The organism is Pseudomonas sp. AC239 (assembly GCF_979258545.1).
The window spans coordinates 2,969,436-2,985,186 of record NZ_OZ409864.1; the positions used below are offsets into that span (position 1 = coordinate 2,969,436).

The following is a 15,751-nucleotide window of genomic DNA, read 5'->3' on the forward strand; positions in this document are numbered from 1 at the left end:
GCCTTTTTTATGGTCATCAATCAGCGTGCTGAATACTCGTCAACAAGGGCGCGGGAGAGGGCTAGGGTGAGCGCACAACGATAAGAAGGCTCACCCGATGACCGCCATGACCGCGTGCCTGGATCGACCCGGATTTCTGCCCAGGCTTTCTTCACATCATCAGCCTCGCAATCGCCTGAGCGAACCGTTGCTGGCATCAAGCGCGCGGGTCAGGCTGTTATGTGCCCCCGCAGGCAGCGGCAAAACCGCACTGCTGACCGAATGCCTTCTGCAGGTGCGCTCAGATTGCGAGGCCATTTGGCTGCCGCTGGCAGGAGCAGCGTTCAGCCCCGAGGAATTCTGCCTGCGTCTGGCGCGGGCGCTCGGACTGGTCGAAGGTCTCGACATACCGCAACTGATGACGGAGCTGGCGCATTGGTCAAGGCCGACTTCGCTGTTTATCGACGACTACTGTCGTCAGCCAAATCCGCCTCTGGATGCTCTGCTGGATCGCTTGCTGGCGGTCAGCAGCCCGATGCTCACATGGTGGCTCAGCACTCGCCGCCGGCCGCAGTGCAACTGGCCGCGGCTGTTGCTCGATGACGAACTCTACGAGTCCGAGCCCGCCAGTCTGGCGCTGACTCACGATGAGGTTGTATCGGTGTTGCGCCATTTGCCGCCAGATCAGGCGGACCGTGTCGCCGCTCGTATCCTTGAGCGTACCGGCGGCTGGTGCGCAGGCGCGCGCATGGCGATTTTGCAAAAGTGCGACTGGTCGCAGAACCCGCAGCCGCAGCAGCGGGTCGACACGTTGCTCGACTATCTGCAGCACGAACTCTTCAACCACCTGACGCCGGAGCAGGACGAGGCGTGGCGTGTTCTGGCTCACCTGCCACGGTTCAACGCGCCGTTATGCGAGCATTTGTTCGGCCCCGGCGAAGGCGCGCAATTGCTGCACGATCTGCAAGTGCTGGGCTGTTTTATCGAGCCATGGCAGGACTCCGCTGACTGGCTACAGGTCTTCCCCCCGCTGTCGCGAATCATGCAAGCCTCGCTTTGGCCGTGCGCGCGTTCCTGGCACCGGCGCGCCTGTCAGTGGTTTACCGCGACGCAGGATTGGCGAGCAGCGTTCGAGCAAGCGTTATTGGCCGAGGAATACGAAACCGCCGTAAGCCTGTTGCAGCATCTGAGCTTTGAGGACTTGTTCGAAGACCAGACCGTCGTCCTGCTGTTGCGCTTGCATGAGCAACAGAGTCAGGAGCTGACCTTGATGACTGCGCAGTTGATCGGGCTGGTCACCGGGGCTTTGTTGTTCGCCGGCCGATTCGAACAGGCCGGGGAATGCCTGGCCCATCTTGCGCGCTTCATGCCGCAGCCGACAGCGCATCTGCAACAGCAGTTGCTGGCGCGTTGGCAAGCGCAACAGGGCTGGCTCAGTCATCTGCAAGGGCAGATGGAGCCGGCGCGCGCCTGCTTTCAGGAGGCGCTTGCGGCGCTGGCGGATGATGCCTGGCAGGCCCGTTTGATGTGTCTGTCGGGGCTGACCCAGCAGGCGTTACTGTGCGGTGAGCTGGATCAGGCCCATGCCCTGAACCGCGAAGCGCTGTGCCTGGCGCGTGCTCACGGCTCATTGCTGTTCGAAGGGTTGCTTGAGCTTGACCACGCGCAATGGCTCGAGCAGCGCGGGGCGCCCCTGCGTGCAGAGAATCTGCTGGTGGACATCGAGCACCTGCTGCGCCAGCGCATCATGGTGCCCACGCCGCTGCTCGGCCGGATTGCCCTGCGCCGCGGACGGCTGGCGCTGTGCATGGGCCTTGAGGCGCAGGCCGCGGAGCTGTTCAGCCGCGGCCTTGAGGATTGCTCGCGCAGTGCTGACAAACGGGTCTTGTATGGCTACCTGGGGCAGGCGCAACTGGCCGGTAATCGCGGCGATTATGCCTGCGCTTTCGAACGCCTGCGCGAAGCGGAGAGGGTCATGCAACAGCGGCAGATTCCCGATACGGTTTATCGCGGCGTCGTGCTGCAGGTCAGTAGCCAGTTCTGGTTGCAGCAGGGCCGGCCGCAACTGGTGCAGGAGGCGCTGGGCCGGCTGTTACGGCATTACTGTGGACCTTCTGCGCTGCAGGCGCCTCCCGCGACGTTTGAGCTGATTATCCGCATTGAATACCTGCTCGCCTGTGCGCATGCACAATTGAATCGATCCGAAAATTGTCTGCCAACGATTGAGCGATTATTACGTCACGCCCATGCCAAAGGCATGCTGACGGCGGAAACGGAGTTACTGCTGGCCTGCGCCGAGTTGGCCGAATCGAGCGGTGACACGGCAGCGGCACAGCAAGCTTTCCAGCGCGCCGGGATGCTGGTGGAGCGCTGCCGGTTACAGCAGGCCCTGCGGGAATGGGAATTGCGCCGAGGCAATGCCGGCCAAATGTCCGGGGCGCAAGTTCCGCCTTTGCATTCCGAGCCGGGCGACCCTGCGCCGGGGCTGAGTCGGCGTGAACGCGAAGTGCTGATGCTTATTGCTCAAGGCGCTTCGAATCAGCAAGTTGCCGAGAAGCTCTTTATTTCATTACATACCGTCAAGACTCACGCAAGGCGTATCAATGGCAAGTTGGGTGTGGAGCGTAGAACCCAGGCTGTGGCGAAAGCCAAGGTAATGGGGCTAATTGTTTAGTGGGCTGTACAGATTAATAAAAGTTAGTTTGTTTCCGTTCGTTGTGCATGTTTTGTAAATTGTTTGATCTTTTGGTCGGTGGAAAAAGAATTTACCTTGCTGGCTATCTGCAGTGGCTGCAATCGCAGCTCTGGATAGTTATAAAACAAGGACAAGTTGTGAGTAAATTGTTTAAAAGCCTGATGCGCCATTCGCTCGGAGAGCAAGTTACATGGGCTGAAGAGTGGGAAAAGGCAAGTCAGGCAAAATCCAGACTTTTTGCAATCATCGATGCAGTGCCGACCGTGGCAGATACAGTGCGGAATTTGCTTGAGAGTGAGTTGGCACGGCTGCGCAAGAATATTGATATCGATAAGGTGTACATCAATACAGACCCTGCTTTTCCGGCTGATGAAAATCGACCGTCGGGCACGCTTTGGGAAGTGACTCTTTATTGCCTGGATAACAATGTCAGCCCGCTCTACATTGACGGCAGCGATGGAGTTTTCCTTCTCCCGGATACGTTTGGCGAGCAGTTCAAGGTCAAAACCCTCGATACGCTGATTGTCGAAGATCTGATTGCGGCAGTGTCTGCCGGACTGCCAACAGCGCTGCGCAGCGACATCGGAAAGTTCTGGGCGGCTTCGGTGCAATCCGCTCGTCCCGGCGCTGAGCCGTCGTCCAACAAGCAGGCATTCATCGAGGCCTACGCGTCGGTCACGAGTGCAGAGCTTTCGCTATCGGTCATGGCCAATAATTTTGACGCCAGTCTGGGTGAGAGATTCGCTTATCTTCTCGACGGCATGGGCCGCGGGACATTTGAAGTCAACCTCCGGCCTGTGCCGGATTATCTCCAGTCGTTGCAACCCTGCTTCGTTCTTGACAATGCCGAGCGTCCGGAAGCGGAAATGCCGCTGGTCAATGAGTCAACCAGCTATCTCCTGCATACGCCGGAAAACGGCTTTGAGCTATTTGAGAAAAACAGCGAATTGCACGAACATCTGCAAGGCCGACTCTCTGTGCCCGGCGACCAGATCCGATATCTGAAAGCCGGTCAGAGCGCTCATCGGTTCTGCGCAGAGGCACATCTCAAGGGCCAGCTTGACAGCGTGTCGGCATTGGTCGATGGCCGTGAGCAACTGGATACTACGCTGACCTCTGCGCTGCAGGAAAACCAGCAAATGCATGTCCTGCGCTATGGCATCAATACCCGCTTCTTCCTGCTTTGGCGCGCGTTGAAACGTACCGAATGGCCAAACTGGCTGGTGGCCGCCAGCAGTGACGTCCAAGAGCGATATACCGAACTCGAGGACTCCAGGGATCAATACCAGGCTGATTATTCAACTGCGTTCGATGCATGCTTTTCGTTCAAAGACTATGTTTTGCGTACCTTCGCTGGATGGGCCGGGCGGGTCCTCGGCGAACAGCTGGATCCAGAGGCGATCAGCGTCCATAGCTCTTACACTCTGCGCATTGCCGGTCGCACTATTGAGCAGGAAGATACCCGGACGCTGACAGAGTTTATTGTGTTCGGCCTGCATGACAATGATCACAAAGCCACCCTCACTATTACCGGCGCGCCCAATGGAAGCCGGTTCACGGCCGAAGCACTTGAGCAGTGGCTGGCGCACCGCAACGTTCGGTTGGAATATGCACAGGACCTCGCTTCAACACCTTCTGTCGACTATCAGGAGGCCTATCGTAACTATCTGTTCAGCCAGATGGAGTTTGCGGTTTTTGTTGCCCGGCACTCTGGGCGGCTGGATTCCACCGATGCGGAAATTATCCAGCGGGTCATGGCCAGTGATTCCTCGGTGACTATCCAGGGATTGAAAATCAGATTACATGGACCGGCGTTGAAAGATGTCCTGATGATCTCGGCCGGAGGATACGCACCGTCGCTGATGTTCATCAAAACCCCTGCAGGTGATTTCGAACTGCACAAGTTTTCCAATATTTACGCGGCGAACCGCTGGTTGGAGACGGCGCTGACGTCAAATCGTGAATACGCGGCGTTGTTGATCCACCCAGACTACCTGAACGGTGCGGGTGTTTTGCGCGTCAATGCTCTCTCACAGCTGGAATATAGCTATACGCTGGATGGTCAACCGGTCGAGCTGCATCTAGACTCTGAAGCCCCGTTGGCAGACTACGTGAATGTCGCCTACCGCGCTGAAGTGGCGCTGCATAAAGCCATTGCACCGGCAGCTTATCGGGCGATTGGTTTCGAAGGCCGCAAGCGCTACGCCGGTTTGACCACCGAGCTCAAGGCGCTGTCCACAGTGGATGCGCGGGACAACGGATTCCCGACGTTCGAGCAATTCACCTATGACGCCGTTAAAGCACAAATAGAAGAAATCCTGCGTTCTCGCGGGACTGACGTTGCGGTCAATCCCGACCATATTTTTGTGCAGACCGAAGATTATCGTAAGAGTGTGACCGACGTCTTGCTCGAGGGGCTCGCCTTTGAAGCGGTGCATCCGGCTTACGAAACAAAATTCAGCCCAAAATACTATCTGGTGAATGGGCATCCCAATATTGAAAAACTGGATATCCGCGACCTTTCTTCGCTGTCGAAAACATTCCGCCCCGGTGACCGATATGCCGCAATGCTGAAGGAACAGTATCTGGACAAGGCTCACCCGGATTACGCATTCAAACGTGCGGTGCACGCTCGAAAAATTCGTTGTGAAATGAACTGCAACGCGTTTTCCGACTTTTTTAACGGCAGATTGTCGTCTGAGACTTTTGCAGCGGTGCAGCGCGTCATTGATAGTCTGAAGGAAAGTGGTGGGTATCAGTCGATCGTTAATGACAACTTTGAGGGTGATGAGGGACTTTACAAGTTAAACGTTGGTAAGCTGGGTTTGGCAGCAACCTGGGACCGCACGGTGGGTGGCGTTTATATATTTCGTCTGAAACTGCTATCCGGTTTCCATGATTTGCTCTACACGCCCGACGCGCCAGATCTTGTCAGCTTCCGGCCGATCGCAGAGTTCATTCCTTCGATTCGTTTCCGATATGGTCCGTTCAGAGAGTATTACAGTGGGCGGATAATGCTGGTTGACAAGCAGGTGGTTGAAAGTTATTTCGATGACCTGGTTGCCACCCTTGATACCAGACCGGTCCTCCGCACGCAAAATCGCGCAAAGCTTCCTGATCTGTTTACTTTCCATGACGAGCGTGTACGCCGAGTACTCAGTGACATAGACGAACGCACCACCAGTCTCAATGAAGTAATCGCCAGCCTGATTTATGACAACCTGTTGAAGGCCGCAAACATTGTCAGCCTCGTGGTGCCACCGATAGGTACGGTGGTCGTCGCCGTTCAAATGATGAAGAGCATCTACGATGCATCACAGTCGCACCGACGCGGGGATTATTCCGCTGCGCTGGGACATGTACGCGATGTATTGACCGGATTGCTGACATTAGGCAAGGCTGCGGCGGCGGGCGCACCCGCAAAACAACTTACCCGGGTGCAGCGCTCGTTTCTCGACATGTTTGAAGACGCTCGGACGGTCGCCGAACTCGTTACGTATTACACCGGCCATGAAGACCCCCAGGATGAGCTGATCGGCTTCTTCAAGTCACTGATGGAAGATGCTGGCGCCGCATTGAGCAAGACCACAGTGCGCTGAGCCGTTTCGAGTGCTCATAGTCCGGACCTATCCTTCATAACCCATCCGCCAACTCACGGCCCGCGTCGCAGCCAACAACCGCTGCGCCGCCGGGCCGTTTTCGTCGGCGTGGAACAGCGAGGTCGGGCCGACGATGGTCAGTACCGCGGCGATCTGCCCGACCGCGTTGAACACTGGCGCAGAAAGCGCATCCACACCCGGCATCAACAAACCGTGCACATGATGCAGACCGCGTTCGCGGATCTGTTCGCACAGCGCTGCATAGGCTGTTTCGTCCTTGAGCGGATGCTCGGCGACTGCGATTTCCTGCTCGCGCAATTCATCGGTTTCCCGGTGCGGCAGGTAAGCGCTGAACACCAGCCCGGTAGACGAGCTGAGCAGCGGCAGCACCGAACCCAATTGCGTCACCACCGTCACTGCGCGCACCGCCGGTTCGATATGCACCACAGTTGCGCCCTGATTGCCCCACACCGCGAGAAAGCAGGTTTCGTTGAGTTCGTCGCGCAACTCGGACAGCGGCAGGGCAGCGACCTTCAGCACGTCCATGCTGTTGAGTGCGGCCAGGCCCACCCGCAGCGCTTCGCGACCGAGGCCGTAATGGTTGGTGGCGGCGTTCTGTTCGGCAAATCCCGAAGCAATCAACGCTTGCAGATAGCGATGCACCTTGCTCGCCGGCATCTGCACGTGTTCGGCCAGACGCGACAGCGAAGTCGACGGTGACAACTCGGCCAAAGCCTTGAGGATGTCGGTGCCGACCTCGGCGGAGCGGACTTTCTGTTTGCCGTTGCTGTCGCTGGTTTTTTCCATGGGGCTGGCGGTTCCGGTTCGAATGGGCGTCTTTATAGCTTGACGCTGGATAGCGAGCAAATTACGTTATGCGTAATCAGATTACGATAATAACAACCCCGGCGTGCCGAGACCTCTGAGCCAGAGCGATGGGCCATTGCCGACTCCCTGTTCAGGAGGCTCCATGAACCTCGATTCAACCGCTCAGGCTTTGGCGTATCAGTCCGGGTTCGGCAACGAATTCAGCTCTGAAGCGTTGCCCGGCGCGCTGCCCGTTGGCCAGAACTCCCCGCAAAAAGCCCCGTATGGCCTCTACACCGAATTGTTCTCCGGCACCGCGTTCACCATGCCGCGCAGCGAAGCGCGACGCACCTGGATGTACCGGATTCAGCCATCGGCCAATCACCCGGCGTTCGTCAAACTGGAACGGCAACTGGCGGGCGGGCCATTGGGTGAAGTAACCCCTAATCGCCTGCGCTGGAATCCACTGGAGCTGCCGACCGAACCGACGGATTTCGTCGATGGCCTGGTCAGTATGGCCGCCAACGCCGGGGCTGAGAAACCGTCCGGCATCAGCATCTACAACTACACAGCCAACCGTTCGATGGAGCGTGTGTTCTTCAACGCCGACGGTGAAATGCTGCTGGTGCCGCAACTCGGCCGACTGCGCATCGCCACCGAACTGGGCGTGCTTGAAGTGGCACCGCTGGAAATCGTCGTGTTGCCGCGCGGTCTGAAATTCCGCGTTGAACTGCTTGATCCGCAGGCGCGCGGTTACCTCGCCGAGAACCATGGCGCGCCGCTGCGCTTGCCGGATCTGGGACCGATCGGAAGCAACGGTCTGGCCAATCCCCGGGATTTCCTCACCCCGGTCGCCGCCTACGAAAACCTCCAGCAACCGACCACCCTGGTGCAGAAATTCCTTGGCCAGTTGTGGGCCACCGAACTCAATCACTCACCGCTGAATGTGGTCGCCTGGCACGGCAACAACGTGCCGTACAAATACGACCTGCGCCGTTTCAACACCATCGGCACGGTGAGTTTCGATCATCCCGATCCGTCGATCTTCACCGTGCTGACCTCGCCGACCAGCGTGCACGGTCTGGCCAACCTCGATTTCGTGATCTTCCCGCCACGCTGGATGGTCGCCGAAAACACCTTCCGGCCACCTTGGTTCCACCGCAACCTGATGAACGAATTCATGGGCCTGATCCAGGGCGAATACGACGCCAAGGCCGAAGGCTTCGTGCCCGGTGGCGCTTCGCTGCACAGCTGCATGAGCGCCCATGGCCCCGACGGCGAGACCTGCACCAGGGCGATCAACGCCGAGCTTGCACCTGCAAAAATCGATAACACCATGGCCTTCATGTTCGAGACCAGCCAGGTGCTGCGCCCAAGCCGTTTCGCCCTCGACTGCCCTCAATTGCAATCCAGTTATGACGCTTGCTGGGCCTCGCTGCCCGCCACGTTCGACCCGACCCGGAGATAACCCATGACACACAATTCCATTACCCGCAGCTGGGTCGCTTCGGCCAACGGTCACAGTGATTTCCCCTTGCAGAACCTGCCGCTGGGCGTGTTCAGCGTGAACGGTTCGACGCCTCGCGCAGGCGTGGCGATCGGCGAGCACATCTTCGATTTGCAAGTCGCGCTTGAGGCCGGTCTGTTCGACGGCGTTGCACGCAGTGCCGTGGAAGCCATGCACGGCGGGCAATTGAACGCGTTCTTCGCACTCGGCCGTGAAGCGCGGGTGGCCCTGCGCGAACGCCTGTTCGAACTGTTCAGTGAAGGCAGCACCCTGCGGGGCAACATCGAAGCGCAAGGTGCGACAGTGCTGCCACTGGCTGCCGATTGCCAAATGCACTTGCCGGCGCGTATCAGCGATTACACCGACTTCTACGTCGGCATTGAGCACGCGCAGAACGTCGGCAAATTGTTCCGCCCGGATAACCCGCTGCTGCCGAACTACAAGCACGTGCCGATCGGTTACCACGGCCGCGCATCCACGGTGCGAGCCTCCGGCACCGACGTGCGCCGGCCGAAAGGCCAGACGCTGCCGGCCGGCCAGACCGAACCGGTATTCGGCCCCTGCGCGCGTCTGGATTACGAACTGGAGCTGGGTATCTGGATCGGCCCGGGCAACGAGATGGGCGAGCCGATTGCCATCGCTGACGCCGCCGAGCACATCGCCGGTTTCTGCCTGCTCAACGACTGGTCGGCGCGGGATATCCAGGCTTGGGAATACCAGCCGCTCGGGCCGTTTCTGTCGAAAAGCTTCATCACCAGCGTCTCGCCGTGGGTGGTGACGGCCGAAGCGCTCGAGCCATTCCGCACGGCGCAACCTGCGCGCCCCGAAGGTGATCCGCAGCCGCTGCCGTATCTGCTCGACAAGCGTGATCAGGACGGCGGCGCCTTCGATATCGAGTTGGAAGTGCTGCTGCGCACCGAAGCCATGCGCGAGCAGAATCTACCCGCCCATCGCCTGACCCTCAGCAACACCCGTTATATGTACTGGACTGTGGCGCAAATGGTCGCGCATCACAGCGTCAACGGCTGTCAGTTGCAGGCGGGTGACCTGTTCGGTTCGGGCACTTTGTCCGGCCCGGAAAACGGCCAGTTTGGGAGCTTGCTGGAGATCACTGAGGGCGGTAAGAAACCGATCGAACTGGCGTCCGGCGAAGTGCGCAAGTTCCTCGAGGACGGTGACGAAATCATCTTGCGCGCCCGCTGCGCCCGCGAAGGATTTGCTTCGATCGGCTTCGGCGAATGTCGCGGCACCGTGATCGCTGCACGCTGACGGGAGCGTCTCATGGATCTCTTTACCTATTACCGTTCCACCTCGTCGTACCGGGTGCGCATTGCGCTGGCATTGAAAGGGCTCGATTACCAGGCGCTGCCGGTCAACCTGATCGCACCGTCGGGTGGTGAACATCGGCAAGCGGCGTATCTGGCGCTCAATCCGCAGGGTCGGGTGCCGACATTGCGCACCGATGACGGCGCGCTGCTGATTCAGTCGCCGGCGATCATCGAGTATCTGGAGGAACGTTATCCACAGGTGCCGTTGCTGCCGGATGATCTTGTCGCGCGTGCGCAGGTGCGAGCTGTCGCGGCGGTGATCGGCTGCGATGTGCATCCGCTGCACAACGTCAGCGTGCTCAATCGCCTGCGCCAGTCGGGGCAGGATGAGGCGCAGGTGGTGGAGTGGATCAGCCACTGGATCAGCCAAGGTCTGGCGACGGTGGAGCAGTTGATCGGCGACAGCGGTTTCTGTTTTGGCGAATGGCCGTGTGTGGCGGATGTGTATCTGATTGCGCAGTTGTATGCCGCAGAGCGGTTCAACGTCAGCGTGGAGGCTTATCCAAAGATTTGCCGCGTGGCTGCATTGGCGGCTGAACATCCGGCGTTCATCAAGGCGCATCCTGCCAACCAGCCAGACACCCCTAAATGAGCGTTCCCACGCTCTGCGTGGGAATGCATCTCGTGACGCTCTGCGTCACATTGGACGCAGAGCGTCCGGGGCGGCATTCCCACGCGGAGCGTGGGAACGATCAAACAAAAACAGGTACCTTGCGATGCATAACCAGATTGCCAGCTTCCGCGCGGCGCTCGACGCCCGGCCTGTGTCCCGCTATCAATGGGTGCTTCTGATCCTGCTGGCGTTGTTGCTGGTCACCGATGGCTATGACGCCCAGGTGCTCGGTTATGTGGTGCCCGCGCTGGCTCAGGACTGGGGTCTGGAAAAGTCTGCGTTCGGCCCGGTGTTCAGCGCCAACCTGCTCGGCCTCACCCTCGGGTCTCTCGCGGTTACGCCACTGGCTGACCGTTTCGGTGTGCGGCGAATTCTGCTCGCCTGCGTGCTGATCTACGCCACGCTGACGGTGCTGATGGTGTTCGCCGATTCGCTCAACACGCTGATGATCGCGCGATTCATCTGCGGCATCGGCATGGGCGGCGCAATGCCCAGCGCGATGGCCTTGATGTCGGAATATTCGCCACCGCGTCTGCGCACCTTGATGGTGACGCTGGCTGCCTGTGGGTTCTCGTTCGGTGGGGCGGCGGGCGGTTTTGTCGCGGCCGGTTTTATCGATCAGTTCGGTTGGCAGGCAGTGTTCCTCGCGGGCGGCGTGACGCCGTTGCTGCTGTTCCCGTTTCTCTGGTGGATGCTCCCGGAATCGCTGCCACGTTTGCTGCGTGATGCACCGCCGTATGCTCGGCTGCGCAAGGTCACCGCGCGGATGTTGCCGGACTGGCAGCCACCAGTGGCAAGCGTCGAGCAGAACGCGCGCGAGCAGGGCAGCAAACTGACGGTGGTCGAGTTGTTTCGCAACGGCTATGCGCGGCCGACCCTACTGATCTGGGCGACGTTTTTTGTCAGCCTGATTCTGTTGTATTTCATGATCAGCTGGCTGCCCACGCTGCTGCTGGAAAGCGGATTGAAACTCAACGAAGCCAACCTGGTGACGTCGATGTTCCTGTTCGCCGGGACCCTGGGCGCGATTTGCATGGCCTGGTTCGCCGACCGGTTGCAACGCAAGGTGCGCCTGTTGTCCGGCGTACTGGCAGGGGCGGCGCTGTGCACGATTCTGCTCGGGCTCAACCACGACGATCCGCGTTTTCTGGTGGCCTGTGTGTTTGCTGCCGGGTTCTGCATCATTGGCGGGCAACTGACGCTGAATGCCTTTGCCAGCAATTTCTACCCGGCTCATGTGCGCGCCACCGGTACCGGTTGGGCATTGGGCGTAGGCCGATTCGGTTCGATCCTCGGGCCGCTGTTCGGCAGTCTGCTGCTGGCGATGCACATTCCGGTGGAGCAGATTTTCTTCTTCTGCGCGATCCCGGCGGTGATTGCCGCGCTGCTGATCATTCAGGTGCGCTCGCCGACTGATGCCTCCCGAGCCACCGTGGGAGCGAGCCTGCTCGCGAAGAACGATAACGTGGTTTGACCGGAGACCGAGGTGCCTGCTTCGCGAGCAGGCTCGCTCCCACACAGGTTTGTGTGGGCTCAAGGATGGGGACAAGCCTGCGGAAGGTGGTCAATGCACGACGGAGTTGGGCGGCAGATGACCGAGGCGTTCGGTCAGGCGCAGGCGCTGGATCGGATCTTCGCTGAGCAACAGCGCGTGCTCCAGATCGAAGCGTTCAGCGTTCGGACAATCCAGCCGTTGATACAAACTGGCGCGAGCCATGTAATCGGCAGCCTTCGCGCCACCCAGTTCGAGCACTCGTTCCGCGTCGATCAGCGCGGCGATGTGATCGTCGTGGGTCAGATGCAATTGGCGCAGGTTGCGCGACAGGCGCTGGAGCATCTGCACTGGCGTCGCGGTGAGCAGATGCTCGGCGCTGAGCTGCATGTTCGGTCCGTATTGACGTTGCAACAGCTCGCGACAGTCGTTGGGATACAAGCGTCGACCTCCGCAAGGGTCGAGCAAGTGGTCGGCGCCGGGTACCCGCAACAGGAAATGCCCGGGGAAGTTGACCCCGACCAAAGGAATCTCGAGGCCATGCGCCAGTTCCAGTGCGATCAACGCCAATGCCAACGGCTGACCCCGCTGGGTGTGTAACACACGATGCAGCAGCGCTGCCTGTGGACGCAGCGGCAGGAAATCATCCTGGGCGAAGCCGAGATCGACCATGCGCCGCAACAGCGGTTGCGCCAGTTCGCTGACCGGCAGCATCGGCAGGCCGTAGCTGACGCGTAATTGCAGATCCTTGAAGGTACGCAACCATGTCTCGGGCTCGAGAGTTTTGTCGTGCTCGGCACTTATCCACAGCGCAGCTTCCAGCAGGGCTGGCGGTGAACGATGCAGGCATTCGAAAAAGCGTTGGCGCGCACTCATCTGAATCTCCCTCCAATGCCTCGTTTTAGCCCCGTCCGGGTTGTTCGTCCAGTACCGGGCGCGTTGAGCGCAAGTTATCGCGGCGTAACATTGTCCGCTCGGCGGCTCATGCCGGTGTGCGCCAGCAATTTTCAGGGGCAAGCCTATACTGGCGTTCTACAAGAAGTGATTCGGGAGCCTGTCGATGTTCGCTCTCATGCAAAGCACTCGCCTGGAATCGCTGCACCTTAGCGTCGACCCGGTCACCGGGTTGAAGGCGGTCATTGCCATTCATGACAGCCACCTGGGGCCAGCCCTGGGCGGCTGCCGTTACCTTGCCTATCCCAACGACGAAGCTGCGGTCGAGGATGCCATTCGCCTGGCGCAAAACATGAGCTACAAAGCGGCGCTCGCCGGCCTCGCGCAGGGCGGCGGGGTGGCGGTGATCGTGCGCCCGGTCCATGTCGAGAATCGCGCCGCGTTGTTCGAGGCTTTCGGTCGTTGCATCGAGCAACTCGACGGCCGCTACATCACCGCCATCGACAGCGGTACTTCAGTGGCCGACATGGACTGCATCGCCCAGCAGACCCGGCATGTCACCAGCACCACCTCGGCAGGCGACCCGGCACCGCACGCGGCCATGGGCGTGTTCACCGGCATTCGCGCCACGGCGATGGCGCGTCTGGGCAGCGACAACCTCGAAGGTTTGCGCATTGCCATTCAGGGGCTTGGCAATGTCGGTTACGCGCTCGCGGAGCAGCTGCACGCGGCAGGCGCCGAATTACTGGTCAGTGACATTGATCACGGCAAGGTGCAACTGGCAATGGAACAGCTCAACGCGCACCCGATCGCTAACGATGCATTGCTCAGCACGCCGTGCGACATTCTCGCGCCTTGCGGTTTGGGCGGGGTGCTTAATAGTCACAGCGTTTCACAGCTACGTTGTTCAGCAGTGGCCGGTTCGGCGAACAATCAACTTTCCCATCTGGATGTGGCGGATCAGCTGGAACGGCGCGGCATTCTTTATGCGCCGGATTATGTGATCAATGCCGGTGGGCTGATCTACGTTTCGCTGAAACATCGCGGTGAGGAATTGCCGACCATCACGGCGCATCTGTCGAAAATCAGTTCGCGGTTGACCGAAGTTTTTGCCCACGCGCAGGCGGAAAAGCGTTCGCCGGCGCGGGTGGCGGATGAGTTGGCGGAGAAGGTTTTGTATCGCTGAAAGCAAAAGATCGCAGCCTTCGGCAGCTCCTCCACTCGGAATGTAGGAGCTGCCGAAGGCTGCGATCTTTTTAATTACTTCGGCGCTTTCGCTGCTTTGGCTGGCTTCGTCGGCGTCTCATCAGGTTCTGTCGCTTCAGCTTTTTCGACAGGCTCGGCCGGCGCATTGATCAGCTCCGACAGCGCATCGGGCTGGCTCTTGAATGCTCGGGCGAACACATCACGATTCTTCGCCATGTAGATTCCGGCTTCTTCCACTTGCTGTTCAGTCAAGGACGGAACGGCTTTTTGCAAAACATCGGCCAGATATTCGGCCAGTTCGAGCATTTTGTCATGACGATCAGCTTCGGCTTTATCCATGAACAAGCGCTCCAGATCTCGGCTGCTGCGGTATACCACTTCGACGGCCATTCACCACCTCACATGCCTTCACATTAAGTTGTCTTGACGACTACTGTATCCATATACAGCGAAAAGGATAAGCGAATCCCTGCGCCATGGGTAGTGGCTTTTCAATGTAGACCGGATTTGGCGTTTGTCAGTGAGCCGTGGCGTTACTGTTCGCGAGCAGGCTCGCTCCCACGGGGATTGTGCAAAGCCGCGAGCCTGCGACCAAACGCCACGGCGCGGGATTTGCGGCGGATCGCCATGATGCGTGGCCCTGAACCTGCATGAAAACCGTTGCAACAAGGCGCGCGCGCAAAACCGTCACGTGCGATACGCATCATCCGCCCGAAACGGGCTAAGGAAACTCATCGTGAAAATAAACTGGGCCGAGAAACTGCGGCGTAACGTGCATCAACTGGCCGAGTCCCTGGGCAACCTGTTCGTCGAAACCTTCCACTATCTGGCGCTGTTCGCCATTGGTGCGGTGACGGCGTGGGCGGCGGTGATGGAGTTTCTCGGGATGCTCGAAGTCGGGCACATCAAGATCGATGACATTCTGTTGCTGTTCATCTATCTGGAACTGGGCGCGATGGTCGGGATTTATTTCAAGACCAACCACATGCCGGTGCGCTTCCTGATCTACGTGGCGATCACTGCACTGACGCGCTTGCTGATCTCCAACGTCTCGCACCACAACCCGCCGGACATGGGCATCATCTACCTGTGCGGCGGCATTCTGCTGCTGGCGTTTGCGATCCTGGTGGTGCGTTACGCTTCGTCGCAATTCCCTTCGGTGAAGATCGAGAACCCGCAGCGCAAGCTCGGCACGGGCTCCAGCGAACATCCTGAAGTGGAGAAGGGCGAGCTCTAAAGGCCCGCCGCCTGGCCGGGCTGGCCCTTGACGCGTGGCGGTGGCGGGGTCAGTCCGGCGCCGCTGGTCATGGCTTCGAGAATCGACATGGCGCTGTGGCCCTGTTCGATGGCGATGCCGAACTGGATGCTTTGCACCAGCCGTTTCAAACGCTCGGGATCGTTGCGCTGTTCGGCACTGATCATGCGCTTGGCCACGATGCGGCCGGCGTTGGAAAGCGTCAGCATGATGCTGCCGTCCAGGCCCTGAATGCTCAGATTGATCTGATAGTCCGGCGCGAAGGCATCGGTAATGATTTGAAATGGGTTGTCCATGATGCGTCACCGCCTGATTGAACGTGCAGTTGTTGACCGGCCATGATCCGATTTGGTTCGCAACACCAGACCACTGGCAT

11 protein-coding genes and 1 pseudogene are annotated in these 15,751 nt (G+C 59.3%); 8 read left to right on the top strand and 4 right to left on the bottom strand.

The genetic code is table 11. The annotated features are described in order from the left end of the window. Positions 1 to 97 precede the first annotated feature (97 nt). Both ACZ0AZ_RS13405 and ACZ0AZ_RS13410 read left to right on the top strand, forming a co-directional pair. Positions 98 to 2,653 (top strand): helix-turn-helix transcriptional regulator, encoded by a 2,556-nt coding sequence (locus ACZ0AZ_RS13405; RefSeq protein ID WP_129999907.1) that lies wholly within the window; start codon positions 98 to 100, stop codon positions 2,651 to 2,653. 158 nt (positions 2,654 to 2,811) lie between these two features. Then, positions 2,812 to 6,273 (top strand): dermonecrotic toxin domain-containing protein, encoded by a 3,462-nt coding sequence (locus ACZ0AZ_RS13410; RefSeq protein ID WP_463570831.1) that lies wholly within the window; start codon positions 2,812 to 2,814, stop codon positions 6,271 to 6,273. A 27-nt stretch (positions 6,274 to 6,300) separates the two neighbouring features. On the opposite strand, the gene ACZ0AZ_RS13415 is transcribed toward ACZ0AZ_RS13410, so the two are convergent. Then, a complete protein-coding gene (locus ACZ0AZ_RS13415; protein WP_463537530.1) occupies positions 6,301 to 7,080 on the bottom strand; it encodes an IclR family transcriptional regulator in 780 nt (259 codons plus the stop codon). Between the two features lie 163 nt (positions 7,081 to 7,243). Between ACZ0AZ_RS13415 and hmgA the strand changes: the two genes are divergently transcribed. The 4 genes from hmgA (at position 7,244) to ACZ0AZ_RS13435 (ending at position 12,002) form a co-directional block, all read left to right on the top strand. Next, on the top strand, positions 7,244 to 8,548 hold the full coding sequence (gene hmgA, locus ACZ0AZ_RS13420; RefSeq protein ID WP_463537531.1) for a homogentisate 1,2-dioxygenase: 1,305 nt from the start codon (positions 7,244 to 7,246) through the stop codon (positions 8,546 to 8,548). Positions 8,549 to 8,551: 3 nt separating this feature from the next. Beyond that, entirely contained in the window at positions 8,552 to 9,856 is a 1,305-nt protein-coding gene (fahA, locus tag ACZ0AZ_RS13425) for a fumarylacetoacetase (protein ID WP_039759299.1), read from the top strand. Between the two features lie 12 nt (positions 9,857 to 9,868). After that, a complete protein-coding gene (gene maiA, locus ACZ0AZ_RS13430; protein WP_129999904.1) occupies positions 9,869 to 10,507 on the top strand; it encodes a maleylacetoacetate isomerase in 639 nt (212 codons plus the stop codon). A 124-nt stretch (positions 10,508 to 10,631) separates the two neighbouring features. Further along, the gene (locus ACZ0AZ_RS13435) at positions 10,632 to 12,002 is read left to right on the top strand and encodes an MFS transporter (RefSeq protein WP_129999902.1); all 1,371 of its coding nucleotides are present in this window, start codon (positions 10,632 to 10,634) and stop codon (positions 12,000 to 12,002) included. A 90-nt stretch (positions 12,003 to 12,092) separates the two neighbouring features. Here the strand turns inward: ACZ0AZ_RS13435 and ACZ0AZ_RS13440 are convergent, their stop codons facing one another. Then, a complete protein-coding gene (locus ACZ0AZ_RS13440; protein WP_039759293.1) occupies positions 12,093 to 12,896 on the bottom strand; it encodes a SirB1 family protein in 804 nt (267 codons plus the stop codon). A 184-nt stretch (positions 12,897 to 13,080) separates the two neighbouring features. On the opposite strand from ACZ0AZ_RS13440, the gene ACZ0AZ_RS13445 reads away from it, so the two are divergent. Beyond that, the gene (locus tag ACZ0AZ_RS13445; protein ID WP_039759291.1) at positions 13,081 to 14,100 is read left to right on the top strand and encodes a Glu/Leu/Phe/Val dehydrogenase family protein; all 1,020 of its coding nucleotides are present in this window, start codon (positions 13,081 to 13,083) and stop codon (positions 14,098 to 14,100) included. A gap of 155 nt (positions 14,101 to 14,255) precedes the next feature. Here the strand turns inward: ACZ0AZ_RS13445 and ACZ0AZ_RS13450 are convergent. After that, positions 14,256 to 14,510, bottom strand: a pseudogene (locus ACZ0AZ_RS13450) (YebG family protein); the annotation flags it as partial. A gap of 346 nt (positions 14,511 to 14,856) precedes the next feature. On the opposite strand from ACZ0AZ_RS13450, the gene ACZ0AZ_RS13455 reads away from it, so the two are divergent. Beyond that, entirely contained in the window at positions 14,857 to 15,357 is a 501-nt protein-coding gene (locus ACZ0AZ_RS13455) for a phosphate-starvation-inducible protein PsiE (RefSeq protein ID WP_039759287.1), read from the top strand. Here the strand turns inward: ACZ0AZ_RS13455 and ACZ0AZ_RS13460 are convergent. Further along, on the bottom strand, positions 15,354 to 15,671 hold the full coding sequence (locus ACZ0AZ_RS13460) for a DUF3509 domain-containing protein (protein ID WP_016771632.1): 318 nt from the start codon (positions 15,669 to 15,671) through the stop codon (positions 15,354 to 15,356). The two genes, ACZ0AZ_RS13455 and ACZ0AZ_RS13460, sit on opposite strands and share 4 nt — an antisense overlap. Between the last annotated feature and the right edge of the window lie 80 nt (positions 15,672 to 15,751).

Bases quoted from the DNA above. Each gene is read 5' to 3' on its own strand.
- ACZ0AZ_RS13405 (WP_129999907.1), top strand. From the start codon at position 98: ATGACCGCCATGACCGCGTGCCTGGATCGACCCGGATTTCTGCCCAGG.
- ACZ0AZ_RS13415 (WP_463537530.1), bottom strand. From the start codon at position 7,080: ATGGAAAAAACCAGCGACAGCAACGGCAAACAGAAAGTCCGCTCCGCC.
- hmgA (WP_463537531.1), top strand. From the start codon at position 7,244: ATGAACCTCGATTCAACCGCTCAGGCTTTGGCGTATCAGTCCGGGTTC.
- fahA (WP_039759299.1), top strand. From the start codon at position 8,552: ATGACACACAATTCCATTACCCGCAGCTGGGTCGCTTCGGCCAACGGT.
- maiA (WP_129999904.1), top strand. From the start codon at position 9,869: ATGGATCTCTTTACCTATTACCGTTCCACCTCGTCGTACCGGGTGCGC.
- ACZ0AZ_RS13435 (WP_129999902.1), top strand. From the start codon at position 10,632: ATGCATAACCAGATTGCCAGCTTCCGCGCGGCGCTCGACGCCCGGCCT.
- ACZ0AZ_RS13440 (WP_039759293.1), bottom strand. From the start codon at position 12,896: ATGAGTGCGCGCCAACGCTTTTTCGAATGCCTGCATCGTTCACCGCCA.
- ACZ0AZ_RS13445 (WP_039759291.1), top strand. From the start codon at position 13,081: ATGTTCGCTCTCATGCAAAGCACTCGCCTGGAATCGCTGCACCTTAGC.
- ACZ0AZ_RS13460 (WP_016771632.1), bottom strand. From the start codon at position 15,671: ATGGACAACCCATTTCAAATCATTACCGATGCCTTCGCGCCGGACTAT.